The sequence below is a fragment of the Actinophytocola sp. genome, from assembly GCF_036378875.1.
In the GTDB taxonomy this organism is placed as follows: domain Bacteria; phylum Actinomycetota; class Actinomycetes; order Mycobacteriales; family Pseudonocardiaceae; genus Actinophytocola.
Genome location: NZ_DASUVO010000103.1, coordinates 50,884 through 76,378, shown reverse-complemented (window position 1 = coordinate 76,378; position 25,495 = coordinate 50,884). Strand labels below are relative to the sequence as shown.

Here is a 25,495-nt window from a genome sequence, read left to right as displayed (position 1 = left end):
GCTCACCCGCTCCGTGGCACCGGAACGCTCCGCAGGCTCCGCTACTCCGGCGCCCTCCGCGGTCGAGCCGGCGTCCTGAGTGCCGATGATTCGCTCCGCAAGCTCCGCTCATGACCCCTCTTTCCGCAACGGCAACCACGCCTCGACGTTCCAGCCGACATAACCGCTCGGCCCCGCCTCGAACCGGCCACCGAGCAACTCCACCCGCTCACGCATGCCGACCAGACCGTAGCCACCCGAGCCGCCGGCCGGGTTGACAGGTCGCTTCGTGCCGTCGTCGCTGACACGGATGTGCAGCGTGTCGTCGATCGTCGCCACGCGAAGGTGGACCTCGGAGGCGTCCGGCGCGTGCTTCCCGACGTTCGTCAACGACTCCTGCACCAGCCGGAGCACCGAGCGGCCCATCTCGTGCGGCAGCTGCGACGGCAGGTTCAGGTCGACCTCGACCGGCGGGCCGACGAAGTTCTCGACCACCGCACCCAGGTCCGCGACCAGGTCGGTCGTGGCGTCCCCGGTGGCGTCAGCGCTGCCGGCGGTCCACGCGGCCGTGCCCTCCCGCAGGCTGCCGACGAGCGTGCGCATCGCCGTCAACGCCTCCGTGCCGCTGCGCTCGATCTTCTCCAACGCGGGCAGGGCGACCCCCGGGTTCTTCTCCGCCACCATCAGCGCGGCCTGCGCTTGCACGACGATGCCCGTGACGTGGTGCGCGACCACGTCGTGCAGCTCGCGTGCCAGCGCCATCCGCTCACCCTGCTGTGCGGAGGTCACCGCGGCCGCCACGGTCTGGTTCCGTTCCCGGTCCCGGCTGCGGAAGTACCATCCGGTGGCGATCGACACGAGCAGCACGAACGCCAGCAGGAACAGCAGATCCTCGGCCGAGAAGCTGTTGCTGTTCGTCCGGACGGACATCGCCAGCAGCATGGCGACCGCGAGGGCGGCGGTGCTCCACGCCGCCTGCCGGAGCTCGACATAGCGGACCACGTACGCGATGAGCGCCATGCTCGCCGCCATGGCGGTGAACGGCAGGATCGAGCTGCTCGAGGGGCCGTACAGGAGGCTGGCGACCGCGGAGAACATGAGCGCCGCAGCGGCCACGAGCGTGTTACGCAGCGGGTACCTGGGCCCGAAGAAGGCACACACACCGACGCCGACCGACGCGATGTACGTGGGCAGGTCGTACTGGTCGACGTCGGTCAGCTCCAGCAGAGCCATGACCGCGAGCGCCGCGCCGAGCGGCCACTGCTTGCGGACGAGCGTGCCCAGCTCGGTCTCGACCCGCAGCCGCGAGGAGCGGCGCAGGTAGTAGCCGGTTCCGATGGCGCCCGCCAGCAGGACGAACCCGAAGACCATCGACTGCAGGATGTCCCTCGGCGAGATGATCTCGACGTAGCCGTTCGGGGACGTGGTGCAGTCGCCGGAGTACCAGTCGCAGTTCGCCTGTCGGATGACCATCGAGGCAAGGCACGCCACGACGAGCGCGGGCACGCACGAGAACGCGACGGTCGGGGAGCACCGCCACACCACCATGACGACCAGCACGACCCCGGAGATCAGCTCGGTCAGCATGATGTGCGACAGGCCAATCGACGGTGCCTCGACGTTGGCGAACCGGATCAGGACCGACGACACCACGAGCGTGATCGCACCGAACGTGGCCCCTGCCGCCGGCCGGTTCACCCCGAACCAGGTAAAGACGGCGAGCAACGCGGCGCCTGGGAGAACGAGCAGCGTTCTCGTCGGGCTACCCGTGAGGACCATCGATGTGTCGAGCAGCAGCGCGACGCCGAGCAGTGCGGCCAGCCAGCGGTGCGGCACCGGAATCGGTGTCATGCGACCACACGTTAGGGGAACACCTCGGCGTGTCGCCTCGGCCAACCGGCGTCCGGTGGTCAGCCGATCGGCCAGTGTGGTCGCGCCAGGCGGTGACCGGTCGGCCGGGCGGCCGCGGCTGTTCGACCGATCCGCAGGACACCTCGCCGGAGAGAAGCTGTGACCAGCAGGTTCTCAGGAGGAGGAAAAGATGCTTCAGGCGATTCTGGTGTGGACCGGCGCAGTACTCGGGTTCTCGGTGCTGCTGCTGATGGCGCTCGGCCCGATCATCGTCGAGGCTGACTCGTGGTGGTACGAGCGCAAGCTCCGGCGCCACGCCCGCAAGGCGCAGCAGCGGCGGCGCGAACTAGCCAGCGTCTAGGACGACGCGAACGAGCCCAGGAAAGCGGTTCTCCAGCTCGTCCAGGCGCAGCGTGTTCATGCGCTGCCGGCCGTCGTCGTACTGACGGAGGATGCCGGCCTTGCGCAGAGTCGCAAAATGGTGACTGAGCGTCGAGGCGGCGACCGGCAGGCCAAACGTGCCACAGGCCCGGTCGCCCTCGGCAAGCAGAAGACGCACGATCTGCCGCCGCGTCGGGTCGGCAAGTGCCCGAAGCACATCGTCAACCACGACGGACTCGACGTCCGGGTGGGCCACCGGCGCCCAGCGCCCAATCGTCATGCCCGGCCTCTCGTTCTGTTCGACGCCAGACGAAAACACTACCTCCGGCCCAGACATTCGAGGTCCGAACGACGTCGAAACAGTCCCCCAGCAAAGCCGAATGCCGCACGAGAGTCCCATTCGCTCGGACTGGCCACCGAAAGTTGTCCACAGGGCTGCGCGACCTGGGGTTTTGTCTGTGTCGGTTGGTACGATGGCCTCGGGGTGGCCCCCCGGGTATGGGTGGGGGATGCCTACGCAACCATCTGTGTTGGCGTTGATCATGAAACCGCTCAGCCGATGTCGGGGCGTTGATCCCGTGCGGTGGTTCGCGGCCAGAGCCATGCCCTGAAGGGCACCCTGCGGATCGCTGGCGTCGAGCGGCGCTTCGTGACCGCTTGGCCAGTACATATTGGGTCGGCTGACCTGCCGGAACGTCACGCGTCGATGAACCCCGGCGGCGCGGGCGGCCCCCTGCAGCTACCCGCGCCGCCGGTCGTCTAGCGGGCGATCGTCCGTCGTAGGCGGTTGAGTGCTCGGTGCTGTGCCACGCGGACCGCGTCGGGGGTCGTCCCGACGGCGTCCGCCGTTTCCTGGGCGGACATGCCCAGGACGACCCGCATCACGACGATCTCCCGCTGCCTGGGCAGGAGCGTCCGCAGCAGGTCGCTGGTCTGCTCGACCAGCTCGCGGCGCAGCGCGATCTCTTCCGGGTTCTCCGCGAAGGTCACCGTGTCCGGTGTCTCGGCCGTCGGCATCGAGCGGTCGCGGGCCGCGGCGCGGTGGACGTCGGCCACCTTGTGTGCCGCGACGCCGAAGACGAACGACAGGAACGGCCGGCCGAGGTGCTGGTAGGTGGGCAGCGCGCGGAAGATCGCGATGCACACTTCCTGGGCCACGTCGTCGGCGGAGCTGATCGGCCGCACACGTCCCAGCTTGGTGCGGCAGAACCGGACCATGATCGGTCGCAGGTAGCTGAGCAGCTCGTCGACCGCGGCGGAGTCGCCCGCCGACGCGGCCGCGGCGACCGTGTCCAGGTTTTTCCTGGTCACCGGACGCGACCAGGCCGGCGGTGCCGGCGCCGGTGCAACCCCCACGTTCGCCAGCTCCGCCTCGAGCTGGGCCAGGTCCACATCTGGCTCGACTGTGCACAACATCGCGCGCCCTCCTGATGCCCCCCGGCGGTTGTGTTCGACTCAAGAGAGCACGGACAGGCAGTACAAATACGTCCTCGCTGCAACAAAAACCCCGTCGAACGGAAACCGCTGCCCAATCGGGCAGCGGCTTTACACACGACGTAGGTGAGCGGTCACCGCCCGCTGACGAACACGTCCACCCGCACCAGGTGGTGGTCCGAGGCGTCGTTGAGGCGGGAAAGCTCGTCGGTCGGCCAGTACACGGCGGCACGCACCGGGATCAGGCCCTTCGACGGCAGCACGTAGTCGACGCGCAGGTTGCCCGGCGCGTTGTCGTTGAAGTCCGCCGTGTCGAAGAACGGGTCACCCTCGTGGGTCGCGTTGGCGCCGCCCTGCTCCCGTGCGGCGAGCACGCCGCCGTAACTGCCGGGGTGCGGGTCGATCACCCGAGGCGCGTCGAGCAGCCGGTCGATCGCGCCCGGCACGCTGTCGCCGTCGAGCGGGTCGGAGTTGTTGTCGCCGGCCACCACGAACGTGGCGCTGGGCGAGAGCCCGCCGCGCCGGCCCTTGTCGTCGTAGATGTAGCGGCCCTTGCCCGGGGTCACGTAGTCGGCCCAGAAGCGGATCTCGTCGTTGTTGCGGGTCCCGTTGCGGTCCTCCGGGCCGTCGAACGTGGGTGGCGTCGGGTGGGAGACGAGGAAGTGCAGGGTCTTCCGGCCGATCTTCACCGGCACGTCCCAGTGCGACTTCGACGACAGCCGCAGCACGTTCAGGATCTCGGGGGAGTACCAGTCCTTCGGCGCCGCGGTGGCCGGGTCGTCCGGCAGCATCGCGTTCGGCATGTCCTTCCACAGGAAGTGCTGGAAGGTGCGGGCGTTGCGTGCGTCGATCGGGTACTTCGACAGCACGAGCATCCCGAACTGGCCTTCGAACAGGCCGAACCCGTGCGCGTCGTTGCCGGTGTTGGTGCTGCCGTTGCGGTCGAGGTCGAACCCGGTGAGGACCCCGGTGTTGGACGGCGCGATGAACGCGTACGGGTAGTCGACGGGCCTGGCCCCGTTCTGGCCGCGCTCGAGGTAGTTGTCCCGGAACAGGTCGACGGCCTGCGGGGCAAAGTCGAACTCGTTGATCAGCAGCACGTCCGGCCGGTTGCGCTGGATGACCTCGGCGACCTCGCGGGCCTGCGGGTTGTCCGGGGTCGACAGGTCGGCGACGAGCTGGCCCGGCGCGTTCCGGTTGAGCGAGGCGTTGAACGTCGCGAACCGAACGGTGTGGCCGCTGTCGGCCTGGGCAACCGGTGCGGTGACCAGCCCGGCGGCGAGTGCCAGCACGGGTAACAGACGCATGGGGACCTCCTCCAGGGTTGTGGCGGACCACCCTGACATGGACCCGTGAACAGCACACCGGAGATACGGTTAACGATGTGTCGGACCCTGGATCGGTGATCAAGACTCCCAAGAGTGAGGCGACCCGAACGCTGATCGTGGAGACGGCGCTGCGGCTGTTCCAGGAGAACGGTTACGACAAGACGACGATGCGGGCCATCGCCCGTGAGGCCGGGGTCTCGGTCGGCAACGCGTACTACTACTTCTCGTCGAAGGAACAGCTGGTCCAGGGCTTCTATGACCGAATAGCCCACCTGCACGAGGAGGCCTGCGCGGAGGTCCTCGCGACCGAGCCGGACCTTGCCAAACGTTTGCGCGCCGTGGTGCACACGTGGTTGGACGTGGCCGCGCCGTACCACGAGTTCGGCAAGCAGTTCTTCGTGAACGCGGCCGACCCGGACAGCCCGCTGAGCCCGTTCTCGCCCGAGTCCTCGCCGGCGCGGGACGCGCAGATCGCGCTGTACCGGCGGGTGCTGGAGGGCTCGACGGCCCGGGTCGACCCGGACCTGCGTCCCGAGCTGCCGGAATTGCTGTGGCTGTACGAGATGGGGGTCGTGTTGTTCTGGGTGCATGACCGCTCGCCGGGTTGTCGCCGCACACGGATGCTGGTCGACCGGACCGTGCCGCTGCTCGACCGGGTGATCGGGCTGTCCCGCCTGCGGCTCCTCCGGCCCGTGACCAGGGAGATCGTGCAGCTCATCGGAGACCTGACCCGACCGGACGCTTGACAGTCGGCGGAACCTAAGTAACTGTTACGTGAGGTAACACATAACAGTCCGGGAGGTTCGCCATGGCTCGTGTGCTGCGCCCGAAGGACCGCGACGTCACCGCGGAGCGGCTGCTGGACTCGTCGATGCGCAACGCCTACGACCCGGACGTGGACATCGACTGGGACGCGCCGCTGGTCGAGGGCAAGGGCTTCATGCCGGAAGAGCGGGTGTCGCTGTACGGGACTCCGCTGTGGGACCGGTTGACCCCGTCGCAGCGCCTCGAACTGGCGAAACACGAGATCGGCAGCATCACGAGCGTCGGGCTGTGGACCGAGATCGTGCTGATGCAGCTGCTGGCCAGGTACGCGGCGGACCTCGACCCACGCAGCCCGCACACGCACTACGCGTTGACCGAGATCGGCGACGAGACCAGGCACGCGATCATGTTCGGCAAGGGCATCGCCCGGCTCGGCCTGCCGGCGTACGGCCCACCACGGGTGGTGCGGCTCCCGGCGAAGCTCTTCGGGGCGGTGATCGGCGGCCCGGCCATGTTCGCGTCGGTGCTGGTCGTGGAGGAGACGACCGACCGGTTGCAGCGGTCCATGCTCGACGACGAGAGCATCCAGCCCATGATCCGGATGATCAACCGGATCCATGTGGTGGAGGAAGCCCGCCACGTGCGGTACGCACGCGAGGAGCTGGTACGTGGCCTGACGTCGCTTCGCGGCCCGGCACTGGAGCTGCATCGCCTGGTCACGGCGTTGGTGGCGTACGCGGTGATCAACGTGCTGGTGCACCCGGGTGTCTACGCGGCCGTCGGCCTGGACCCGCGCGAGGCACGCGCGGTGGCGCTGACGAACCCACACCACCGCGAGTCTCGTCGGTGGATGGCGGAGAAGATCGTGGCGTTCCTGACGGAGGTCGGCATGATCGGCGGCCCGTCGAAGCGGATCTGGCAGAAGGCGTACCTCCTGTAATTAGGTCGTGCCACTGATTTTTTGGCGCCTACTCTGAAGTCATGGCAGCGACCACCGTTCCAGGGAAGCACGTCGACATTCGCATGTGGACTCGACCGGAGACGATCGAGGAACAGGCGATGCGGCAGTTGCAGAACATCGCCGCGCTGCCGTGGACCTTCAAGCACGTCGCCGTCATGCCGGACGTGCACTACGGCAAGGGCGCCACGGTGGGCTCGGTGATCGCGATGCGCGACGCCGTGTCCCCGGCGGCGGTCGGCGTCGACATCGGCTGCGGCATGACCGCGGTGCGCACGTCGCTGCGTGCCGAGGACCTGCCGGACTCGCTGTCCAGGCTGCGTTCCCTGCTGGAGCGCGAGGTCCCGGTGGGCTTCGGCCAGCACCGCGCGACGGCGTTCACCAACAGGGACGCGTCGGACTGGGACGCTTTCTGGCGCCGCTTCGACGAGCTGACGCCCGCCGTGAAGGCGAACTCGGCGAAGGCACTGCACCAGATGGGCACGCTGGGCGGCGGTAACCACTTCATCGAGGTCTGCCTCGACACGGACAAGCAGGTCTGGGTCATGCTGCACTCGGGTTCACGCGGTATCGGGAACCTCCTGGCGCAGCACCACATCGAGGTCGCGCAGAGATTGGCGCACAACCAGTCGCTGCCGGACCCGGACCTGGCGGTGTTCCTGGCGCACACCCCGCAGATGAAGGCGTACCGGCATGATCTGTTCTGGGCACAGGACTACGCCCGCCGCAACCGCGCGGTGATGATGCGGTTGGTCTGTGACGTCCTGCGCAAGCAGTTCCGACAGATCAGCTTCGACGAGCCGATCTCGGCCCACCACAACTATGTCGCCGAGGAGACCCACTTCGGCGAGGAGGTGCTGGTGACCCGCAAGGGCGCGATCCGAGCGGGCCGCGGCGAGATGGGCATCATCCCGGGTTCGATGGGCACGGGTTCGTACATCGTCCGCGGCCTGGGCAACCCGGACTCGTTCGAGTCGGCGTCCCACGGCGCTGGCCGCCGCATGTCCCGCAACAAGGCACGCAAGCAGTTCACCGAGGCGGACCTGGCAGCCCAGACCGCCGGCGTCGAGTGCCGCAAGGACTCGGGCGTGGTGGACGAGATCCCGGCCGCGTACAAGGACATCGACGAGGTCATCCGCAACCAGGACGACCTGGTCGAAATCGTGGCGAAGCTCAAGCAGGTGATCTGCATCAAGGGCTGACGAGGTGGGCCGCTCGAAACCGAGCGGCCCACCGGCCGGCCCGGATCATGTCCTGACTGGACAACCATGGCGTCCACAATGGTCTCGTCAAGTCCGGCTGAGCTTGCCGATCTCCTTCTCGCGCATCCGCCGGCGAAACGCGATGACGATGAGCGATCCGGGGCGCGTCGTACGCGGCATCCAGCACGACCAGGATCTCCGGGTCACCGAGCCGCCACTGGCCGGCGGCGATAAGGCGCTCGACGACCTCGCGGGTCTGAGCAGTGGTTACGGCCGCGACATCCGCGCCAGGCTGCAGCCGGACAGCGTCCAGCAGCGCGGTCCACGACGTGCGGCCGGTTTCCAACGCGGCCACGACCGAGTACGGCCAGCCCGGGAGCATCAGATGCTGATTCTTGCCGCGGCCGTAGGTGTGGCAGACGACACGACCGCGGTTAATCCCGTCATACAACGCGCCGTGCCTACGCCGGTACTCCGGCACCAGCGACAGCCCGACCAGCGAACCGACCGGGCCATCATCACACAGCACCGCGTCGGTCAACTCGAACAACGCGTCCGCCCGCGCGGTCAGACACCCGTAGAACCCCTCACGGAACCTGACCAACGCCCCGAACGCCGTCCTCCCACAGGAGTTGGGGTTCGGGGTCGGGCATGACCTGCTGGCGGCGCCTCGAAGAATGGAATCGAGCTGGAGTCTGGCAGCGACTGCACGAGTTGTTGTTGGCCGAGTTGCACGGTGCCGGGAAGCTGGACTGGTCTGGGGCGGTCATCGACTCCTCACATGTCCGGGCTGCGAGGCGTGGCCCCAAAGCGGTCCGAGCCCGGTTGACCGCGCCCGCCCGGGCTCGAAGCACCACGTCCTGACCGAGGGTGCCGGTTTCCCGTTGTCGTTCTCGTTGACCGGCGGCAACCGCAACGACGTGACCGAACTGGAGCCGTTGATCGAGGCGATACCGCCGGTTCGAGGCCGGCGTGGCCGGCCGCGCCGGCGACCGGACGAGTTGTATGGCGACCGTGCCTATGACCACGATAAGTACCGCAAGAAGGTGCGCGCCAAAGGCATCCGACCACACATCGCTCGCCGAGGCCAACCCCACGGATCCGGACTGGGCAAGCAAAGGTGGGTCGTCGAACGCACCGTGGCCTGGTACCACGGCATGAAACGCCTACGCATCCGCTGGGAACGCCGCGACGACATCCACGAAGCCTTCCTCGCCCTGGCCACCTGCATCATCACCTGGCGACATGTCACCCGACTTTGTTAGGAACTCTTAGCGCTTCCAGAATGGTTGGCGGGTGCGGGGGTTGTTGCCGTTGGTTAGGGAGGTCAGTGTTGTGATGGCGCGTTGCCAGCGGCTTTCTACCTCTGCTGCGTCGGCTGTTGGGGTGGTCAGTTCTGTTGACAGTGCGCCCAGTGTGGTGCGGGCGGCTGCGGGCTCGTTGTTTAGTTCCCACACAGCCAGTTGCAGTCGGATGCGTTCGGACAGTGCTGTCAGTAAGCCCGCTCGCAGCCATACGTCTTGGCCTTCGTTGTCGCGTAGGCGTGCTAGTTCATCGGTTACGAACTTCGCCAACGTTGTGGTGCCCGCCGGTGGTGGGGTGGGTTGGGGTTGCTTCCTGCGCGGCGGTGGTGCCACCGGTGGGGTCCACGGTCCTCCCGCGGGTGGAAAGCCCGGGCCGCCTTGCATGGGTGGGTTGCCGAAGCCGGTTCCGGGTGCACCAGGGCTGCTGCCGAAGGTGCCGCCCGGTTGCGGAAGGTCATAGCTGGCCTGTTTTTCGGCTGTGTCGAATGCCGACTCGGCGTAGCGGGGGGCCGATGCGGCGCCTGTCACGCCGAAGCGGGCCATCGCGCCGAACGTGGGCATGCCTGCTGCTGCCGCGGGAGCTGGGGGCGCCGCGTTTGGCACTTCCCAACCGCTTGGCAGGTCGACCGGTTGGGTCACTCGGCGTGTGGTGCCGCCCTCGTTCACCACTCGCTGGTCCACTGCCACGAACGCGGTGAAACGGGACAGCACCCCAAAGTTCAGGGACGTGCTGACGATCTGCCCCTCCAGTGAGGTCTGGCCCGTCACGTACCGGTCTTCCAGGTCGCGGATCATCGCCCGTGCCCACAGCGCACCCAGTGCTGGGTTGGAGCTTTGCGTCATGGTCACCGGTGTGCGCCACTTCGGCTGGCCGCTCACGACGACTCCGCCTTCCGCGCTTCCGGTGAACCGGCCCATCACCACAACCGGTGCCCCGGGGAAGAGGTCCGGCACCGGCGCGGGTGCCAGCGTTCCCGATTCCACCGCTAGGCCATCCGGTGTGACCTGCAGGTCCGTCACCAGTGGGGTGCCGATCCTGCGGTGGATGTTGTGCATTGCCTCGTCGAGGCGATCCTCCGACTCGACGAGCTCGCAGCGGCCGGCAGAGCCGGCCAGCCGTTGCAGGAAGCCCTCGTTGACGGCGCGGTCGATGCCCACGGTGTGCACCCGCACCCCGCTCAGTTTGGGTGCGAGCTCGCTCAGGATCTGGTCCTCGTTGCCGATCTGGCCGTCCGTCACCAGCACCAACACGCGTTCTCGATCTGCCGCACCGTGCAACAGGTCCGTGGCACGCCGCAGCGGGGAGAGCATCTCGGTGCCGCCTCGGGCGTCCAGACCGGACAGGAACTCCACCGCACGGAAGCGGTTTCGGTCGGTTGCCTCCACCAACGTGTCGGGAAGCCCTGGCGGGGACATGGTCTCGAAGTCGAACGCGAACACCGTGAAGCGGTCGTCACCGCTGAGGGTGTCCACGATGCGTGCGGCCGCCCGCCGTGCGGCGACCATCTTCCAGCCGCCCATGGAACCGGACCGGTCCAGCACCAACACCACATCACGGCCACGGCGGGCCGCCTCGATGGCCGGCGGTAACACCGTCAGGGCGAACGTGCCGCCGCCGTCGTCGTCCGGCAGCACCGCGAGCGACGTGCTCACGGCGCTGTCGTCGCCGAGGCGAAGGCGCAGCAGGAAGTCGCGGTCCGCCCGCTCACCCGGATTGAGGCGGATCCGCATCCCGCTCGCGGTGTCCTCGGTGGCGGTCGCGTGCAGGGTCGACCGGACGCCGGCCAGCGGCAGACCGGCCGTGTCCACCTCCACCTCGAGGGAAAGCCGTACCGGATTCGGGAAGCCGGGGAGCAGGACCGGCGGTGAGATGCGTGAGGCGTCTGGCACCGCATCGGTGTCCCACGCGGTGCCGTCGCCGACCTGGTCGCCGTCCAATGGGGCGCCCGGGACATACCTCGGTGCCACCACCAGCGGAAATCGGAAGGTCGCTTCGCCGTCCTCGTAGGACAGCGCCCCCGCGAGCGTCAGGTGCACGGTGACTCGTTCACCAGGGAGGATGTTGCCCACCCGCATGGTGAACACCCCGGGCCGCTCCTCCTCGGCGATGGATGCCCGCTTGCCCTCCTGGATGGCCTGGTCGTAGTCGGCTCGTGCCTGGCCGCGCTCCTTGAGCACGCCCTCGACCACGCGGCCGTCCGCTTCCATCCGCATCCCGGTGACCGCCGCGCGTGGCGGCAGCGGGAAGACATAGGTGGCCTCGAGAGGCTCGTCGTGGGTATTGCGGAAGCCCTGGGTCAGCTCGGTGTGCGACGCGAGCCCGGTGATCCTGGTGCGGACGTCGATCGACTCCAACGGCAGGTTGCCACGTTTCGTGCGTAGGCAGCCGAGCCCGTCGTCCTCGGTTGGCCGGGCGGTCACCTCAGCCTGGTCGATCAGCTCGATGTCGGTGCTCATCGGCGTTCCTTTCGTGGGGAGAGGCCGAGCCGGTCGATCGCGTCGAGGAGCGGCCGTGCGGCCGCGGTCAGCTCCGCGATGTCGGCGTCGTCAACAGGCCTGGTGGCGCCGTCCAGCAGAACGGTGACACTGTCACCGACGCGGAAAGCGGGAACCCTGTTCGTGACAGTGTCATTCTTGGTGTCGTCGTGCGGGTGCTGGTGCCGCCAGAAGCGGTCGGACGGCACCGCGGCGCCCTCCTGCACATGGACGACGTCCATCCTCGTTCTGGCGACGACAGCGAGTTCCTCGTCAGAGATGCCCAGCAACCGGTGCTGCACCTCGGCGAGCGTCAGGCCCCGAGCCTGCAGTTGTTTGATCGCTGCCAGCTGTAATGCGTGACGCGGGCCGTAGAGCGCGGTCCGTCCCCTCGTCGCCAGCGGCCGGTCGACGAGGCCGATGGTGGTGTACCACCGGATGGTGCGCCCGTTCGGCAGCTCCCGGACACGGCCGTTCGTCTGGCCTTCGTATCCGTCGGCCAGTAGGTCCGCCACGCGGTTCGAAAGCTGCTCGAGGGTCCACAGCTCGTCGTTCATGCTGCAATTTTGACAGTGTCTGATGACAGTGTCAAACTACCCCCAGCCAAGCTCGTGCAACCGAGCGTCATCGATACCGAAGTGGTGGGCAATCTCGTGAACGACAGTGATCGCGACCTCCTCGACGACGTCCTGCTCGTCGGCGCAGATGTCGAGGATGGCCTCGCGGTAGATGAAGATCCGGTCCGGCAGCACGCCGCCGTACTGCGACGTGCGCTCGGTCAGCGCGACGCCGTGGTAGAGCCCGAGCAGTGTGGGGTTCTCGGGGTCGCGGTCCTCGACGAGGATCACGACGTTGTCCATGGCGGCCGCGAACTCGGGCGGAATGAGGTCGAGCGCGTCGCCGACCAGCTCCTCGAACCGCTGGCGCGTCATGGTGACGCCCATGTCAGTGTCGTCCCTACTTCGGCGCGTTGGACGACGTCGTCGCGGGCTGGGCCCGCACGCTGCCGAGCACCGGCTTCAGCGTCCCGTCCACCTCGAGTGCGCCGACCTTGCAGTTCACTTTCCGCGAGCCGACGGCCCAACTCTCGGGCTTCAGAGTGTCCGAGTACAGCGACAGTTGGAGCGCGGCCAGGTCCTTGTTGCCCGTGTACGCCGCCGCCACCGGCGGGCAGAGGTCCACGGTCTTCTCGCGCTGCAACTCTTCGCTCGGGTACTCGCCGGGGAAGTCCTTCGACAGGTCGATACTGCCGACCACCTCGTAGGAGTGCGCCTTCGCGCAGTCGACCGGGTCCCCGACCTCCTGCTTGTTCACCAGGGCGAAGCACGTACCGGGATCGTTCACGTTGGACTGGTCCTGTTTGGCCGCCGTCCCGGTGGTCGCCAGCAGACGCTTGCCGGACGGCGTCACCCGCTGCAGGCCGCACCGCAGCTTCCGGTCGCCTTCTCGCCACTGCTGTTCGGTGGGCTTCAGCGCGCCCACCGTGTACTTGCCGAACGGGTCGAGCTTGCCGCCGAGGTAGTCCGCACCCACCTGGGTGCACCGCTCGGTCACGATCTGTTGCCAGCCCTGCTCGTTCGGTGGCGGGGCGGTCTTGGAGTAGTCCTGGCCGATCTCGACGATCTGGGTCACCTCGAACGTGTGCGGCTCGGCACATCGCACGGGCCGCATGTTCTGAGGGGCGTCGTTCGGCCAGTCGAGACAGGTACCGCTCGGTGAGTTGAACGCGGCGGCCGCCTCCTCGGCCGCGGTATCGGCTGCACCCTTCACTGACACTGGCCAGGAGAACAGCATGCTCATGCTGAGCACCACCAGGGCGCCAACGAAGGCGCCCGCCATCACCAACCGTGTTTTGAGCGTGCTCCCTCGGGAGCTCGACCGACCGCCGCGTCCAGACATCGCGTCCATGATGCCAGCGTTACGCAACGTGGTAGGGGCCGAATCGGGTTGGTGCCCGAAACCACCTCGCGGATACGCTCCCGGCTGTGATCGACTTGAGGACTCTGCGTGAGAATCCAGAGGCCGTGCGCGCGTCGCAACGTGCACGCGGCGAGGACGAAGCGGTGGTCGACGCCCTGCTGTCCGCCGAGGAACGACGCAGGTCTGCGGTCGCCGCCGCCGACGCACTGCGTGCCGAGCAGAAACAGCTGGGCAAGCAGGTGGGCATGGCGCGGGGCGAGGAGCGGGACGCGCTGCTGGCCACGGGACGGGAACTCGCCGCGCGGGTCCGGTCCGCCGAGGCGGAGCAGTCGGCGGCGGAGGCCGCGCTCGCGGAGCTGCACGTAGCCGTGCCGAACGTGGTGCACCGGGCGGCACCGGCTGGTGGCGAGGATGACTACGTCGTGCTCAAGGAGGTGGGCACACCACCTGCGTTCGACTTCGAGCCGGCTGACCACCTCGACCTCGGCGTGCGTCTGGGCGCGTTGGACATCGAGCGAGGCGCGAAGGTGTCCGGTTCGCGGTTCTACTTCCTGACCGGGGTCGGCGCGCAGCTGCAGCTCGCCCTGCTCAACCTGGCCGCGGCGCAGGCCACCGCGAACGGGTTCACGCTGATGATCCCGCCGGTCCTGGTCCGCCCGGAGATCATCGCGGGCACGGGCTTCCTCGGTGCGCACGCCAGCGAGGTGTACCGCCTCGCCGACGACGAGCTGTACCTGGTCGGCACGTCGGAGGTACCGCTGGCGGGCTACCACGCGAACGAGATCCTCGACCTATCAGCGGGACCGCGGAGGTACGCGGGGTGGTCGTCGTGCTTCCGGCGCGAGGCGGGGTCCTACGGGAAGGACACCCGCGGGATCATCCGCGTCCACCAGTTCGACAAGGTCGAGATGTTCGTCTACTGCCGGCCGGAAGACGCGGAGAACGAGCACGCCAAGCTGTTGGCGTGGGAGGAGGAGATGCTCGCGAAGATCGAGGTGCCGTACCGCGTGATCGACGTGGCCGGTGGTGACCTCGGCATGAGCGCGGCACGGAAGTTCGACTGCGAGGCGTGGGTACCGACGCAGTCCCGCTACCGGGAACTGACGTCCACCTCGAACTGCACGACGTTCCAGGCTCGCCGGCTGTCGATCCGCTACCGCGACGAGAACGGCCGACCGCAGACAGCGGCCACGCTGAACGGCACGCTGGCAACGACGAGGTGGATCGTGGCGATGCTGGAGAACCACCAGCAGGCAGACGGCTCCGTACGAGTGCCGACCGCGCTGCGGCCCTACCTGGGCCGAGAGGTACTGGAACCGGCGTAACAGTCAGGGGCAGGACTCCTCGAGCTCGACCACGCCGAAGTCGATCCGCGACTTACTGGTCAACTGTTGGCCTGGCTCGAGGTTCTGTGTGCACACCTGCCAGTTCGCATCGACGACCTGGTTCCGTCCGCACCGGTCAGGTCGTGCGAGTCGGTGGAGTAGACCGTGCCGTCGGTAAGAGCCTGGATCTGGTCCTGTGCGTCCTGCAGGGTCGCGCCCACGAGGTCCGGCATCGTCCATTGCTGGGCGGACTGTTCGCCGGCGGGTGCGTCCGGGCCTTGGGGCGATGCGCTGCCGTCGCACCCGCCTGTCGTCAGCACGGCGACAAGACAGGCACCGATGGACGTGATCGTCGCGATGGTTCGCACTGAAGTGACCTCCCCATGAGTCACCGCGCTCATCGGGCGTGGCCCGTGGCACGTTTCGCGTTCGGCCGGATGTCACCGAAGGTGGGCATATGAAACGCGGTGGGCCGTTGCGCGGGGGCCAGCTAGCCTGCGGGCGTGCATCGGACCTTTCCCATCACCCCGCCGCCCCGCGGCTGAGCGGGGTGTTCTTCTGACGGTGTGGTTCTGCGCCACGCCTGCCTGATGCTGCACTGACGACGACAGACGCCCCGCGAGCGAAGACCTCATCTCGAATCTTCGACGCCTGGGAGCGTTTCTCTTGTCTTCTTTGTCGGTTCGTCCTGCGCGGCTTTCCGTCGCGCTGCTCGTTCTCGCCGGGGTCCTGTGGGGGACCGGCGGCCTTGCCGGCGCGATGTTGCAGTCTGCCGCCGGCCTGTCGCCTGTCGCCGTGGCCGCGTATCGGTTGCTGGTCGGTGGGTTGCTCGCAACGGTCGTCGTCGCTGGGCAGTTGCGGTACCTCCGTGGGAGGGCCGCGCTCTCGCGGTTGCTCGTCGCCGGAGGGTTGCTTGCTCAGTTCCAGGCCGCCTACCAGGTGGCGGTTGCTCAAATCGCCGTCAGCCTGGCCACGCTCATCACGATCGGTTGTGTGCCTGTCTTCGTGGTCGTGATCAGTGGAGTACGCGAGCGGCGGGTGCTGCTCGCTGTTGGTACCGCGGTGCTCGGGTTGGCCCTGCTGTCCGGAGGAGCCGCCGGCGCCGATGGGTGGCAGGTGGTCAGCGGTGTGGTCATGTCGCTGGTCGCCGGGGCCGGGTTCGCCGCGTTGACGCTCGTCTCGGCGCGGCCGGTGCCGGGACAGCACGTGGTTACCTCTGCAGGGTTGCTGCTCGGCGGACTCTTCCTGTTGCCGCTCGCGGGCTTCGACGGGATGTCGGTACCGCTGGCTGGGGATGTCCTCGCGTTGATCGGGTTCCTCGGCCTGGTCCCCACCGCGCTGGCCTACGGCTCCTACTTTCTCGGCCTACGGCACGCACATCCCACTGCCGCGGCGCTCGCGACCATGCTGGAACCCCTGACGGCGACCGTGCTGGCGGTTGCTCTGCACGGGGAGCGGCTCACCGCGGCGGGAGTGGTCGGGGCCTTGTTGATCGCCGGGGCGCTCGCCCTGTACTACCTCGCACCCGGCACACAGGAAGGCTAGGCGACCTGGTCGGCTACGTGCTTCGCGATCTCCAGGGCGCATGTCGCACCCGGTGACGGCGCGTTCAGCACGTGGACCTGGTTCGGGACCGTCTCGATGATGAAGTCGTGCACGAGGGTTCCGTCCGGGCGCAGTGCCTGCGCTCGGACCCCGGCACCCGCCCGGACCAGGTCCTCCCGACCCACCGCCGGCACGAGGCGAGCGAGGCTGTTGGCGAAACGCCGACGGGACAACGACCTCAGCACCTCGTCGACCGCCGTCTTCGGGTACTTCCTCGCCAGGCGCCACACACCCGGGAAGCGGGCCACCTCCGCCAGATCGCGGCCGGACATGTCACGCCACCGGTATCCCTCGCGCCGCAGCGCCAGCACGGCGTTCGGGCCGGCGTGCACGCTGCCGTCCAGCATGCGGGTCAGGTGCACGCCCAGGAACGGCAGCGTCGGGTCCGGCACCGGGTAGATCAGGCCTCGCACCAGGTGCGCCGACTCCGGCCGCAGCGTGAAGTACTCGCCGCGGAACGGCACGATCCGCACCGGCGGGGTCAGGCCGGCCAGTTGAGCCACCCGGTCCGAGTGCAGACCGGCACAGTTCACCAGCACGTCCGCGCGGATCACGTCGGTGCCCGTGGCGATCTCCACACCGCCGGTCCGGCCAGGGCGGATCGCCAGTGCTGGTGTGGAAAGGCGCAGGTCAGCCCCGTCCGCCTCCAGTTGCTTGGCAAGCACCTCGCACACCGCGACGAAGTCGATGACCGCCGTGCTCTCCACCCGCAGGGCGCCCACACAGGCCACTTCTGGCTCGTGCTCGTGGGCCTCGGCCGGCGTGATCAGCCGGGCCGGTACGCCGTTCGCGGACGCCCGGGCGGCCAGTGCGTGCAGGCCAGGCAACTCCTGGGCGCTCGTGGCCACGACCAGCTTTCCGCACACGTCGACCGGCACCCCGTTGGCGCGGGCGAACTCGATCATCGAGCGGTTGCCCGCCACCGACATGCGCGCCTTGAACGAGCCGGGTTCGTAGTACAGCCCGGCGTGCACGACGTTCGAGTTGTGCCCCGTCTGGTGGACCGCCCAACGGGCCTCCTTCTCGAGGACCGTCACCTGGTCACCACGCATGGTCAGCTCACGGGCCACCGCGAGACCGAGGATGCCACCACCGACAACAGCTGTATGCCGCACGCCGGCAACGCTAGCGCGGCGCGGCGGCCACGCAATCCGAACACAGACCCACCGCTTCCGCGATCATTGGTTTCAGACTGCGGCTGAACTCCGAGTTCATGTGGTCGTCGTCGAAGTACACGACCACGTTCCCGACCACCGCGTAACACCGTTGGCTGTCACAGAAGTAACTGGTCAGGTCCACGATGGTCACGCCGGGCACGTCGCGTGCCGCCTCGGTCAACGGGTCGACCGGGGTCGCCGAGGCGCGGTCCACCGCACAGGCCACGGGGTTGTCGGGGTTCAGCTCCACACAGTTCGGGTCGCGTCCAGTGGTGAGTGGCGGGTCCACCAGGACCACGACCTGGGCGCCTGCGTCCGTCCATGCGCGCCAGTAGGACTCCAGTCCCTCGCGGTACTGCTCGGTCTGGGAACGGTCGGAGCCGTCGTCCGCACGCTCCTGGCGCGCGAAGAACGAGGTGAACACGATCGCCGGCCGGTCGTCGGCGACGAGGTCGGTTATCCGCCGCGTCCACTCTCCGCAACTCTTCGTGACCTCCTCCGACTCCGCGCCGAAGATGCCGGTGAACTCGACGTCCGCGAACGGGCATCCGGGTGCCAACGCCATCTTCAGCACCCATTTCCTCTCCCGAGCGAGGTCGAAGAGCGGGTGCTGCCAGTGTTGGGCGTGCGAGTCCCCCAACAACCAGACCGTCTGCGCGGCGGGGTCGCCGCCGCTGTAGTCGCAGGTCCACAGCTTCTTGTCCCGGTCGGACTTGTCCTGGTCGACATGTTCGGTGAGGACGCAGTCCCCCGGCGTGTTGACGTAGCTGTTCGCCGGACCCATCGTCACGATGTCCGCCGGACCAAGCCGGTCCGGGCAGTCGTTGACCATGGCCACCGCGCCGCGGCACGGGACCACCGTGAAATCCGGGGCCACGGTCACGTCCCGCTCCGCCTGGGCGACGTGCCGTTCGTAGGTCCAGTTCAGTGTCGAGGCCGCCACCACGCACGCGGCGACGCCCACGACCATCGCGGCGAACGTCACCCCGGTGCGGCGGACGACCACCTTGCCGAGGTCCTCGACCAGCACCTTCGACAGGTAGGCCAGCACCAGGGACGCGCCGAGCACGGCCAGCAGGTACGGCGTCGTCACCCGTCCGGCGTCCAGCACGTCGCCGAGCACGAACGGTGCCAGCACGATCAGCGGCCAGTGCCACAGGTACAGCGAGTAGCTGATGTTCCCCAACAGCTGCACCGGCCCGGCCGCGGTCACCGCGGTGTGCCACTGCCGGCCGGGGTAGAGCCCGCCGACGATCACCAGGGCCGTGCCGAGGGTCGGGACCAGTGCCAGGAAGCCCGGGAACGCGGTGTGGTGGTCGTACGACACGGCGGCAAAGGCGATCAGCGCGAAGCCCGCGAACGACGCGAACCCCGCCGCGACGCGCGGCACCACCATCCGCGAGCCGGCGAGCGCGATCAGCGCGCCCAGCGCGAACTCCCAGATCCGTACGGGGGTGGCGAAGTACGCCTCGCTCGGTGAGACGTCCGTGTAGTACACGCTGAACCCGAACGACGCGGCCCCGATCACCGCGACACCGGCGACCCGCACGCGCCGCAGCGCGAGCACCCACAGCAGCAGCGGCCAGACCAGGTAGAACTGCTCCTCCACCGACAGCGACCAGTAGTGCTGCACGAGGCTCGCCGCCGTGTTGGCCGCCGAGTAGTCGACCGACTTGGCCGAGAGCAGCCAGTTCTCCCAGTACGTCGCGCTCGCGACGGCCTCTTCCGCGGTCGCCGCCCACCTCGGGTACGGCAACAGGAAGTACGCCGCGACCACCGAAAGGCCCAGCACGAGCAGCGCGGCGGGCAGCAGGCGCCGTACGCGGCGTGCGTAAAACGCGCCGAGCCTGACTCGCCCGGTGGCGAGGATCTCGCGGTCCAGATGCGCGGTGATCAGGAAGCCGGAGATGACGAAGAACACGTCCACGCCGACGTAGCCACCGGTCAGCCAGCTCGCCGAGAGGTGGTTGACCACCACCGCCAGCACGGCCACGGCACGCAGGGCCTGGATGTCGGTGCGGAACCCGGATGACGGGCGCACGAGTAACCCGCCGCGGTCCTCCCGCGGCGCTTTCCCTTTATCCACTTTGGTTTCCCCCATGTGTGAGGTCACTACCCAACACACCGGGGGCGCCCCGAGGGTTGCTTTCCGGTGGACCCTGGACCACCGGGCACAGGAACGTTCTCTACCGTGTTGGCGTGGTCAGCCTCGGTATTCGTCTCGGTCCCGCCATCTACATGGCAGGGGGCCTCGCTTTGGTCGGCGCTGCCGGCTACGGCTTCGTGGCACTGGCAGGCCACACGCTCGACCCGGCGCACGCCGCCGCGATCGCGAGCCTCTATCTCATGGTCAACATCATCGGGCCGGGCGTGTTCTCCGCGCTCGAGCAGGAGACCAGCCGCTCGGTGAGCTCGGAGGCCGCCGCCGGTCGGGGCGTCGCCGCGGTCACCCGGCACGCCTGGCTGCTCGCCGCCGGCCTGCTGGCCGTGGTGCTCGTGGTGCTGCTCGTGGCGTCACCGATCCTCACCGACCAGGCGTTCGCCGGGCAGTGGGGACTGTTCCTGGCCGTACTGCTGAGCGTGGTCACCTCGGCCGCCGTCTACGTGGTGCGCGGCCTGCTCGGCGGGCGACAGCGGTTCACCGGTTACTCGGCGACGCTGGGCGCCGAGGGGATCGCCCGGATCCTGCCTTGCATCGTGATCGCGGCGCTGGGCCTGCCGGACCCCACCTGGTACGCGATGATCTTCGCGGCGGGCTCTGGGTTCGGGGCGCTCGCCGGCCTGTTCTGGCTGCGGCGGGGCGTGAACCAGCCGGTCGAGCCGGTCGGTGAGGTGACGGTCGGTGAGGTGACCGTCGAGCCCGCGTCGGTCAAGCGCATGGCACGTTCCCTGTCGCTGCTGGTCGGCGGCACGATGCTGATGCTGCTCGTGATGAACGTGGCACCGATCGTGGTGACCGCCCGCCTGCCGGAGGACGCGGCGACGGCGGCCGCGTTCGCGTCGGCGTTCGTGCTGGCCCGCATCCCGCTTTTCCTGTTCGCGCCGGTCCAGGCCATGTTGCTGCCGTCGCTCACCAGGGCGGCGTCCGCACACGACTTCGCCGGCGTCCGTGCCCGGCTGCGGGTCATCCTCATGGCCGTGCTCGCGATCGGCCTGCTCGGCGTGCTCGCGTCGTTCACGGTCGGGCCTTGGGCCGTGCAGGTGCTGTTCGGCGCCGAGGTCCGGCTCCCCACCACGGTCGTCGGCCTGCTCGGGGTCAGCACGGTCGGGCTGATGACCGCGCTCGTGCTGCAGCCCGGACTGATCGCCCTCGGTGCCCACAAGCAGGTGACCTACGGGTGGGCCGCGGGCACGGTGGTGCTGGTCGCGTTGCTCGCCCTGCCAGGCGATCCCATCCACGCGGGGGTGATAGCACAGCTCGCCGGCGCCGCGCTCGTCGTCGCCATCATGTTGCGTGCGCTGGCGAAAGCGCTGCGTGAAGGCGGCGAGGCAGCCACGGCGGCGGCCGGTGCCGGGACTGTCGTGACTTCCGGCTAGTCTTTCCAACCGTGTCAAGCAAGGTGCCTGCCGCCCGCGCGATCATCGTTGTCCCGGCTTGGAACGAACAGCTGACAGTAGGTGAAACGGTGCGGGAGATTCGCGCCGCCACACCTGACCTGCCGGTGCTGGTCGTGAGTGACGGGTCGACCGACAAGACCGCGGACGTGGCCCGCGAGGCGGGCGCGCTCGTGTTGGAGCTTCCGTTCAACCTCGGCGTCGGCGGGGCGATGCGTGCGGGTTTCCGCTACGCCGTCCGCCACGGCTACGAGGCCGCCGTCCAGGTGGACGCCGACGGTCAGCACGACCCCAACGAGGTGCCCGCCCTGTTGGAGAAGTTGTCCGAGGCGGACCTCGTCATCGGCGGGCGTTTCACGAGCAAGGACGACACCTACAAGGTGCGTGGCCCCCGCAAGTGGGCGATGGTCGTGCTGTCGAAGGTGCTGTCCCGGCTCGCCAAGACCAAGCTGACCGACGCCACGTCCGGGTTCAAGGCCACCGGTGGCCGTGCGTTGCCGGTGTTCGCCGAGCACTACCCGGTCGAGTACCTGGGTGACACCATCGAGTCGATGGTGATCGCGCTGCGCGCCGGCTGCAAGATCGTGCAGGTGCCCGCGCACATGCGCCCCCGCCGCGGAGGCCAGCCCAGTCACCGGCCGATCAAGTCGATGATCTACCTCTTCCGTGCCGGCTTCGCCCTGCTGCTCGCGTTGATTCGCCGGTACGACCTCGATCAGCAGCTGCTCGAGAGCAAGTCGCAGCCGAGCCCCGTGAAGGAAGGCGTGGTCCAATGACCACTACGTACCTGGCCCAACTGGTCGGCAGCGTGCTGGTCCTCGCCGGCATCGTGGAGCTCCTGCGCAGGCGTCAGCTCACCGAGAAGTACGCCGTCCTGTGGCTGTTCGTCGGCATCCTGCTGCTGGTCTTCACGGTGTTCCCGGGCATCCTGGGCTGGTCCTCGGACCTGCTCGGTGTGGCCGTCCCGTCCAACCTCCTGTTCTTCGTCGGCATCGTGTTCCTGGTCGGCGTCGTGCTGCACCTCTCGTGGGAGGTGTCGCGGCTGGAGAACGAGACCCGCAAGCTCGCCGAGGACCAGGCCATCCTGCGGCTCGAGGTCGAGCAGCTGCAGAAGGACAAGCGCGAGAACGTGACCGAATGACCACCGTCGACATCATGATGCCGTTCTACGGCGACGTCGCGTTGATGCAGGCGTCCGTCCGTAGCGTCCTGGCCCAGGACGACCCCCACTGGCGACTGACCGTCGTCGACGACAGCTCCGACCCGGCCGTGCCGGAGTGGTTCGCGACCATCGACGACGAGCGGGTCCGGTACCTGCACAACCCGAAGAACCTGGGGCTGACGGGCAACTTCAACCGCTGCCTCGAGCTCGTCGAGCACGAGCTGGCCGTGATCATCGGCTGTGACGACCTGATGCTGCCCAACTACGTCCGCGTCGTGCGTGGCGTGCACGCCGACCACCCGGACGTCGGCATCATCCAGCCGGGCGTGCGGGTCATCGACAGCGTGGGCAACGCGACGAGGACGCTGGCCGACGAGGCCAAGCAGCGTCTGTACGCGCCGAGGTTCGAGCGCCGGTACGGGCTTTCCGGCGAGAACCTGGCCGTGAGCCTGCTGCGTGGCGACTGGCTGTACTTCCCGTCGATCTGCTGGCGCTCCGAGGCGCTCAAGGGCCTGCGGTTCCGGCCCGAGCTGAAGGTGATCCAGGACCTGGCGCTGCTGATCGAGCTGGTGCAGCGCGGCGAGCGCCTGATCGCGGACAAGACCGTGTGCTTCGAGTACCGCCGGCACGACGCGAGCGAGTCGTCGGCCACCGCGTTCGACGGCTCCCGTTTCACCGAGGCGGGCAACTTCTTCGCGGACGTGGCCGACCAGATGGACGCCCACGGCTGGCACAAGGCCGCCAGGGTCGCGCGACTGCACCTGTCGTCCCGGTTCTTCGCGCTGACCCTGCTGCCGCAGGCGCTCCGCGCCCGGAACGGCGTGGAGCCCTTGCTACGGCACGCTTTCGGCCCAGGCCGCAGCTGATCACGACGGGCTGCGGGGGTTCCCCGCAGCCCGTCGTAAAGCTTACGAGCCGGACGCCTGGCTCTTCGTGTCGTCGCCCAGCACACCGCAGGCCGTGATGCGGTACAGCTTGCTGTCACCGTCCGTGTCGACCAGCTCGAAGCCTGCCGAACGGCCTGGGTCGTCCACGCCCTCGTAGTACTCCCACTTGGGGTCGGTCGTGCGGAACGTGCCGCCGCCCACCAGCAGGAAGTCGATGCCCAGGCTCCGGACCGCGCGGCACACCTTGGGGTCTCTGGCGGCGTCGTCCAGGTGGGCGGCGATGTAGTCCTGTTCCGCGCTCTGGACGCTGCGGAAGTGCGGGAACAGCACCTCGCGGTCCTCGAGCGCCCACAGCATGGCGCTGCCGTTGAACGGGTTGCCCGCCACCAGGGCGTCCTCCGGGATCTCGTCCTTGATCCGCTCGAAGAACGCCTGTGTCTCGGAGTTGACGAGCTCTTCCTTCTCCGGCACGTGGTAGCCGGCGGCCATCCGGCCCTCGCGGTCGGTCGGGTACAGACCGCCGGTGACCACGAGCAGCAGCGCCACCAGTCCGACGGTGACCGTGGTGGCGGTGCGACCGCGCCACACCTTCTCCGTGTCCCTGGTCAGGATCTTCGAGGCGATGAACAGGATGCCGCCGACGGCGAGTGGCACCGCGGTGATCGGCAGGACGGCGGCGAGCCGGTGTGAGTCGTTGTACCAGTAGCCGGTGAACTTCTTGGTCTCCGGCACGTTCACGGCGGCGGTCAGTACGTACAGGAACGTGGTGGCCAGGTGTCCCACGACGACGAGTCGCAGCACCGGCCAGTCGCGGCTTGCGGCGAACACGCCGAGCACCACCACGATCGAGAGCATCCACAGCGCGTTGGCCCCGTGCGTGGCGTTCAGCAGCACCTCGCCGACCGCGTTGGCCGGTGTCTCGAACGGCGGCCAGTACTGGTCGCGGGTGGCGGCGAACGCGGGCGCGGTGGCGGTGTACCACCACACGAACCCGGCGAAGGCGGTGACCACGACCACCTCGACGGCCCCGCGGACCGTGCGGCCGGCCTTGTGCAACTCCCACGCGCGGACACCGAGCCGCGCCGCGATCGGGAACAGCGAGAGCACCCCGACCGAGAACAAGATGTTCGGGTGCGCGAAGCCGACGGCGATCAGGGCGATCCCGGCGGCGAGCAAGCCGCGACCCACGCCGATCGCGTCGTCGTTCACCCAGCGCGTCACGGTGAAGGCGACCGCGAGCGCGGCCGGCGCGAACGACATGCCGAGCAGGTTCGGCCACAGGATCCCGAACCCGAGCAGGTCCCACGGGAACGCGGTGAAGCCGATGCTGAGGGTTCCGGTGATCGCCAGCGCGCCGATGTTCCGGCCGAACAGCTGCCGTACCAGCAGCAGGCAGGACAGCGGCCAGATGAGCACCGCGCACGCGATGGTCACCACGTTGGCGGCCAGCGGGATGCTCGCACCGGTCGACATCATCACGAGCGAGGTGACGTCGTGCCACGCCGCCGGGTAGAAGACGCCCTTGACCTCTGGGTTGCCCAGCGTGGCGAGTGTCAGCGACGACGCCTCGTGGGAGTCGCGGATGTAGGCGAGCGCGTTGTAGTGGAACAACGCGTCGTAGGTCTGGTTGAGGGCGTCCGGCGCGCTGATGACCGCGATCACGCCGATCATGCCGAGCACCACGGCCGGCAGGAGCCCGAGGAACCCGGCGAGCGACACGCCCCGCGGGTCGGCGTTCGCGGCGAAGATCGCCTTGCGGCGCAACAGGAATCCCACGGCCCCGGCCACGACCACGACCGCGGCGCACGCGATCAGCGCGGCGCCCACGCTCCAGCCGATCCCGAGCTTCTCGACGACGACGGCGGTGGTGGCGATCACCGCGATGCTCGTGACGGGTGCGAGACCCCACGCGGCGATGCCGCGTAGTCCAACCAGATAACTGACGGCCAGACCGGGCACCAGCAGCCAGGCCACGGTCGCACCGATCGCGGGCAGGGCTTCGAACCAGTTCATCGGCGGGGCAACCTCGTGTCTCGACCGGATCCCAGCGTTGGGGCGGAGCCGATTCTAAAAGGGATAGATAGGTGCCTTTCGCGCGACGTCCCCGTCAACCTTTCACCGGACGTTCGTGTCGGCCGTTCGAACGTATTAACCCGTTTGGTTGAAACGCGGCCACCTATTCGGGCGACCCAGGGCAGGACCAGCTA

General features: G+C 68.4%; 23 protein-coding genes and 1 pseudogene. 11 read left to right on the top strand and 13 right to left on the bottom strand.

Features of this window, described 5'->3' with window-relative positions:
• Nucleotides 1–108: 108 nt before the first annotated feature.
• A complete protein-coding gene (locus VF106_RS31615; RefSeq protein WP_330843553.1) occupies nt 109–1,830 on the bottom strand; it encodes a sensor histidine kinase in 1,722 nt (573 codons plus the stop codon).
• Between the two features lie 190 nt (nt 1,831–2,020).
• Between VF106_RS31615 and VF106_RS31610 the strand changes: the two genes are divergently transcribed.
• On the top strand, nt 2,021–2,191 hold the full coding sequence (locus VF106_RS31610; RefSeq protein ID WP_330843552.1) for a hypothetical protein: 171 nt from the start codon (nt 2,021–2,023) through the stop codon (nt 2,189–2,191).
• On the opposite strand, the gene VF106_RS31605 is transcribed toward VF106_RS31610, so the two are convergent.
• From VF106_RS31605 to VF106_RS31595, 3 genes are all read right to left on the bottom strand, one after another.
• Nucleotides 2,177–2,491: an ArsR/SmtB family transcription factor gene (locus VF106_RS31605; protein WP_330843551.1), complete on the bottom strand. Its 315-nt coding sequence runs from the start codon at nt 2,489–2,491 to the stop codon at nt 2,177–2,179. The two genes, VF106_RS31610 and VF106_RS31605, sit on opposite strands and share 15 nt — an antisense overlap.
• Before the next feature lie 479 nt (nt 2,492–2,970).
• The gene (locus tag VF106_RS31600; protein WP_330843550.1) at nt 2,971–3,627 is read right to left on the bottom strand and encodes an RNA polymerase sigma factor ShbA; all 657 of its coding nucleotides are present in this window, start codon (nt 3,625–3,627) and stop codon (nt 2,971–2,973) included.
• 152 nt (nt 3,628–3,779) lie between these two features.
• Nucleotides 3,780–4,952, bottom strand: a complete 1,173-nt coding sequence (locus VF106_RS31595; RefSeq protein WP_330843549.1) for an endonuclease/exonuclease/phosphatase family protein — start codon at nt 4,950–4,952, stop codon at nt 3,780–3,782.
• 95 nt (nt 4,953–5,047) lie between these two features.
• On the opposite strand from VF106_RS31595, the gene VF106_RS31590 reads away from it, so the two are divergent.
• The 3 genes from VF106_RS31590 to VF106_RS31580 all read left to right on the top strand — a co-directional run bounded on the left by VF106_RS31590 (nt 5,048) and on the right by VF106_RS31580 (nt 7,898).
• Nucleotides 5,048–5,719 carry a TetR/AcrR family transcriptional regulator gene (locus VF106_RS31590; RefSeq protein ID WP_330843548.1) on the top strand — a complete coding sequence of 224 codons (672 nt, stop codon included), beginning with the start codon at nt 5,048–5,050 and terminating at the stop codon, nt 5,717–5,719.
• A 62-nt stretch (nt 5,720–5,781) separates the two neighbouring features.
• On the top strand, nt 5,782–6,678 hold the full coding sequence (locus tag VF106_RS31585; RefSeq protein ID WP_330843547.1) for an AurF N-oxygenase family protein: 897 nt from the start codon (nt 5,782–5,784) through the stop codon (nt 6,676–6,678).
• A gap of 41 nt (nt 6,679–6,719) precedes the next feature.
• A complete protein-coding gene (locus tag VF106_RS31580) occupies nt 6,720–7,898 on the top strand; it encodes an RtcB family protein (protein WP_330843546.1) in 1,179 nt (392 codons plus the stop codon).
• Here VF106_RS31580 and VF106_RS31575 read toward each other — a convergent pair.
• The gene (locus VF106_RS31575) at nt 7,888–8,502 is read right to left on the bottom strand and encodes a transposase (protein WP_414639106.1); all 615 of its coding nucleotides are present in this window, start codon (nt 8,500–8,502) and stop codon (nt 7,888–7,890) included. The genes VF106_RS31580 and VF106_RS31575 overlap by 11 nt on opposite strands.
• A 32-nt stretch (nt 8,503–8,534) precedes the next feature.
• On the opposite strand from VF106_RS31575, the pseudogene VF106_RS31570 reads away from it, so the two are divergent.
• Nucleotides 8,535–9,163, top strand: a pseudogene (locus VF106_RS31570) (IS5 family transposase); the annotation flags it as partial.
• 6 nt (nt 9,164–9,169) lie between these two features.
• Here the strand turns inward: VF106_RS31570 and VF106_RS31565 are convergent.
• The 4 genes from VF106_RS31565 to VF106_RS31550 are packed head-to-tail and all read right to left on the bottom strand — an operon-like array spanning nt 9,170 to nt 13,477.
• A complete protein-coding gene (locus tag VF106_RS31565) occupies nt 9,170–11,659 on the bottom strand; it encodes a VIT domain-containing protein (RefSeq protein ID WP_330843544.1) in 2,490 nt (829 codons plus the stop codon).
• Nucleotides 11,656–12,234, bottom strand: a complete 579-nt coding sequence (locus VF106_RS31560) for a helix-turn-helix domain-containing protein (RefSeq protein ID WP_330843543.1) — start codon at nt 12,232–12,234, stop codon at nt 11,656–11,658. The genes VF106_RS31565 and VF106_RS31560 overlap by 4 nt, the downstream gene beginning before the upstream one ends.
• Nucleotides 12,235–12,270: 36 nt before the next feature.
• Nucleotides 12,271–12,621, bottom strand: a complete 351-nt coding sequence (locus tag VF106_RS31555; RefSeq protein WP_330843542.1) for a metallopeptidase family protein — start codon at nt 12,619–12,621, stop codon at nt 12,271–12,273.
• Nucleotides 12,622–12,634: 13 nt separating this feature from the next.
• Nucleotides 12,635–13,477, bottom strand: a complete 843-nt coding sequence (locus tag VF106_RS31550; protein WP_330843541.1) for a septum formation family protein — start codon at nt 13,475–13,477, stop codon at nt 12,635–12,637.
• A 185-nt stretch (nt 13,478–13,662) separates the two neighbouring features.
• On the opposite strand from VF106_RS31550, the gene serS reads away from it, so the two are divergent.
• Nucleotides 13,663–14,922 carry a serine--tRNA ligase gene (serS, locus tag VF106_RS31545; RefSeq protein ID WP_330843540.1) on the top strand — a complete coding sequence of 420 codons (1,260 nt, stop codon included), beginning with the start codon at nt 13,663–13,665 and terminating at the stop codon, nt 14,920–14,922.
• A gap of 59 nt (nt 14,923–14,981) precedes the next feature.
• Here the strand turns inward: serS and VF106_RS31540 are convergent, their stop codons facing one another.
• The gene (locus VF106_RS31540) at nt 14,982–15,290 is read right to left on the bottom strand and encodes a hypothetical protein (protein WP_330843539.1); all 309 of its coding nucleotides are present in this window, start codon (nt 15,288–15,290) and stop codon (nt 14,982–14,984) included.
• A gap of 307 nt (nt 15,291–15,597) precedes the next feature.
• Here VF106_RS31540 and VF106_RS31535 point away from each other — a divergent pair, with 307 nt between their 5' ends.
• Nucleotides 15,598–16,467 carry an EamA family transporter gene (locus VF106_RS31535; RefSeq protein WP_330843538.1) on the top strand — a complete coding sequence of 290 codons (870 nt, stop codon included), beginning with the start codon at nt 15,598–15,600 and terminating at the stop codon, nt 16,465–16,467.
• Here the strand turns inward: VF106_RS31535 and lhgD are convergent.
• The gene (gene lhgD, locus VF106_RS31530) at nt 16,464–17,642 is read right to left on the bottom strand and encodes an L-2-hydroxyglutarate dehydrogenase (protein ID WP_330843537.1); all 1,179 of its coding nucleotides are present in this window, start codon (nt 17,640–17,642) and stop codon (nt 16,464–16,466) included. The two genes, VF106_RS31535 and lhgD, sit on opposite strands and share 4 nt — an antisense overlap.
• Nucleotides 17,643–17,652: 10 nt before the next feature.
• Nucleotides 17,653–19,770 (bottom strand): acyltransferase family protein, encoded by a 2,118-nt coding sequence (locus VF106_RS31525; protein ID WP_330843536.1) that lies wholly within the window; start codon nt 19,768–19,770, stop codon nt 17,653–17,655.
• A 113-nt stretch (nt 19,771–19,883) separates the two neighbouring features.
• Here VF106_RS31525 and VF106_RS31520 point away from each other — a divergent pair, with 113 nt between their 5' ends.
• The 4 genes from VF106_RS31520 to VF106_RS31505 are packed head-to-tail and all read left to right on the top strand — an operon-like array spanning nt 19,884 to nt 23,267.
• Nucleotides 19,884–21,221 carry a hypothetical protein gene (locus VF106_RS31520; protein WP_330843535.1) on the top strand — a complete coding sequence of 446 codons (1,338 nt, stop codon included), beginning with the start codon at nt 19,884–19,886 and terminating at the stop codon, nt 21,219–21,221.
• Nucleotides 21,222–21,244: 23 nt separating this feature from the next.
• Complete coding sequence (locus VF106_RS31515) at nt 21,245–22,015, top strand: glycosyltransferase family 2 protein (RefSeq protein ID WP_330843585.1); 771 nt, start codon at nt 21,245–21,247, stop codon at nt 22,013–22,015.
• Entirely contained in the window at nt 22,012–22,380 is a 369-nt protein-coding gene (locus VF106_RS31510; protein WP_330843534.1) for a DUF2304 domain-containing protein, read from the top strand. Before VF106_RS31515 ends, VF106_RS31510 begins: the two co-directional genes overlap by 4 nt.
• Nucleotides 22,377–23,267, top strand: a complete 891-nt coding sequence (locus tag VF106_RS31505) for a glycosyltransferase family 2 protein (RefSeq protein ID WP_330843533.1) — start codon at nt 22,377–22,379, stop codon at nt 23,265–23,267. The genes VF106_RS31510 and VF106_RS31505 overlap by 4 nt, the downstream gene beginning before the upstream one ends.
• A 42-nt stretch (nt 23,268–23,309) precedes the next feature.
• On the opposite strand, the gene VF106_RS31500 is transcribed toward VF106_RS31505, so the two are convergent.
• On the bottom strand, nt 23,310–25,301 hold the full coding sequence (locus VF106_RS31500) for a DUF6541 family protein (RefSeq protein ID WP_330843532.1): 1,992 nt from the start codon (nt 25,299–25,301) through the stop codon (nt 23,310–23,312).
• Between the last annotated feature and the right edge of the window lie 194 nt (nt 25,302–25,495).

Coding starts and splice junctions, on each gene's coding strand:
- VF106_RS31585 (WP_330843547.1), top strand. CDS start 5,782: ATGGCTCGTGTGCTGCGCCCGAAGGACCGCGACGTCACCGCGGAGCGG.
- VF106_RS31615 (WP_330843553.1), bottom strand. CDS start 1,830: ATGACACCGATTCCGGTGCCGCACCGCTGGCTGGCCGCACTGCTCGGC.
- VF106_RS31510 (WP_330843534.1), top strand. CDS start 22,012: ATGACCACTACGTACCTGGCCCAACTGGTCGGCAGCGTGCTGGTCCTC.
- VF106_RS31550 (WP_330843541.1), bottom strand. CDS start 13,477: ATGAGCATGCTGTTCTCCTGGCCAGTGTCAGTGAAGGGTGCAGCCGAT.
- VF106_RS31555 (WP_330843542.1), bottom strand. CDS start 12,621: ATGGGCGTCACCATGACGCGCCAGCGGTTCGAGGAGCTGGTCGGCGAC.
- VF106_RS31500 (WP_330843532.1), bottom strand. CDS start 25,301: ATGAACTGGTTCGAAGCCCTGCCCGCGATCGGTGCGACCGTGGCCTGG.
- VF106_RS31600 (WP_330843550.1), bottom strand. CDS start 3,627: ATGTTGTGCACAGTCGAGCCAGATGTGGACCTGGCCCAGCTCGAGGCG.
- VF106_RS31560 (WP_330843543.1), bottom strand. CDS start 12,234: ATGAACGACGAGCTGTGGACCCTCGAGCAGCTTTCGAACCGCGTGGCG.
- VF106_RS31505 (WP_330843533.1), top strand. CDS start 22,377: ATGACCACCGTCGACATCATGATGCCGTTCTACGGCGACGTCGCGTTG.
- VF106_RS31610 (WP_330843552.1), top strand. CDS start 2,021: ATGCTTCAGGCGATTCTGGTGTGGACCGGCGCAGTACTCGGGTTCTCG.
- VF106_RS31580 (WP_330843546.1), top strand. CDS start 6,720: ATGGCAGCGACCACCGTTCCAGGGAAGCACGTCGACATTCGCATGTGG.
- VF106_RS31565 (WP_330843544.1), bottom strand. CDS start 11,659: ATGAGCACCGACATCGAGCTGATCGACCAGGCTGAGGTGACCGCCCGG.
- VF106_RS31605 (WP_330843551.1), bottom strand. CDS start 2,491: ATGACGATTGGGCGCTGGGCGCCGGTGGCCCACCCGGACGTCGAGTCC.
- VF106_RS31595 (WP_330843549.1), bottom strand. CDS start 4,952: ATGCGTCTGTTACCCGTGCTGGCACTCGCCGCCGGGCTGGTCACCGCA.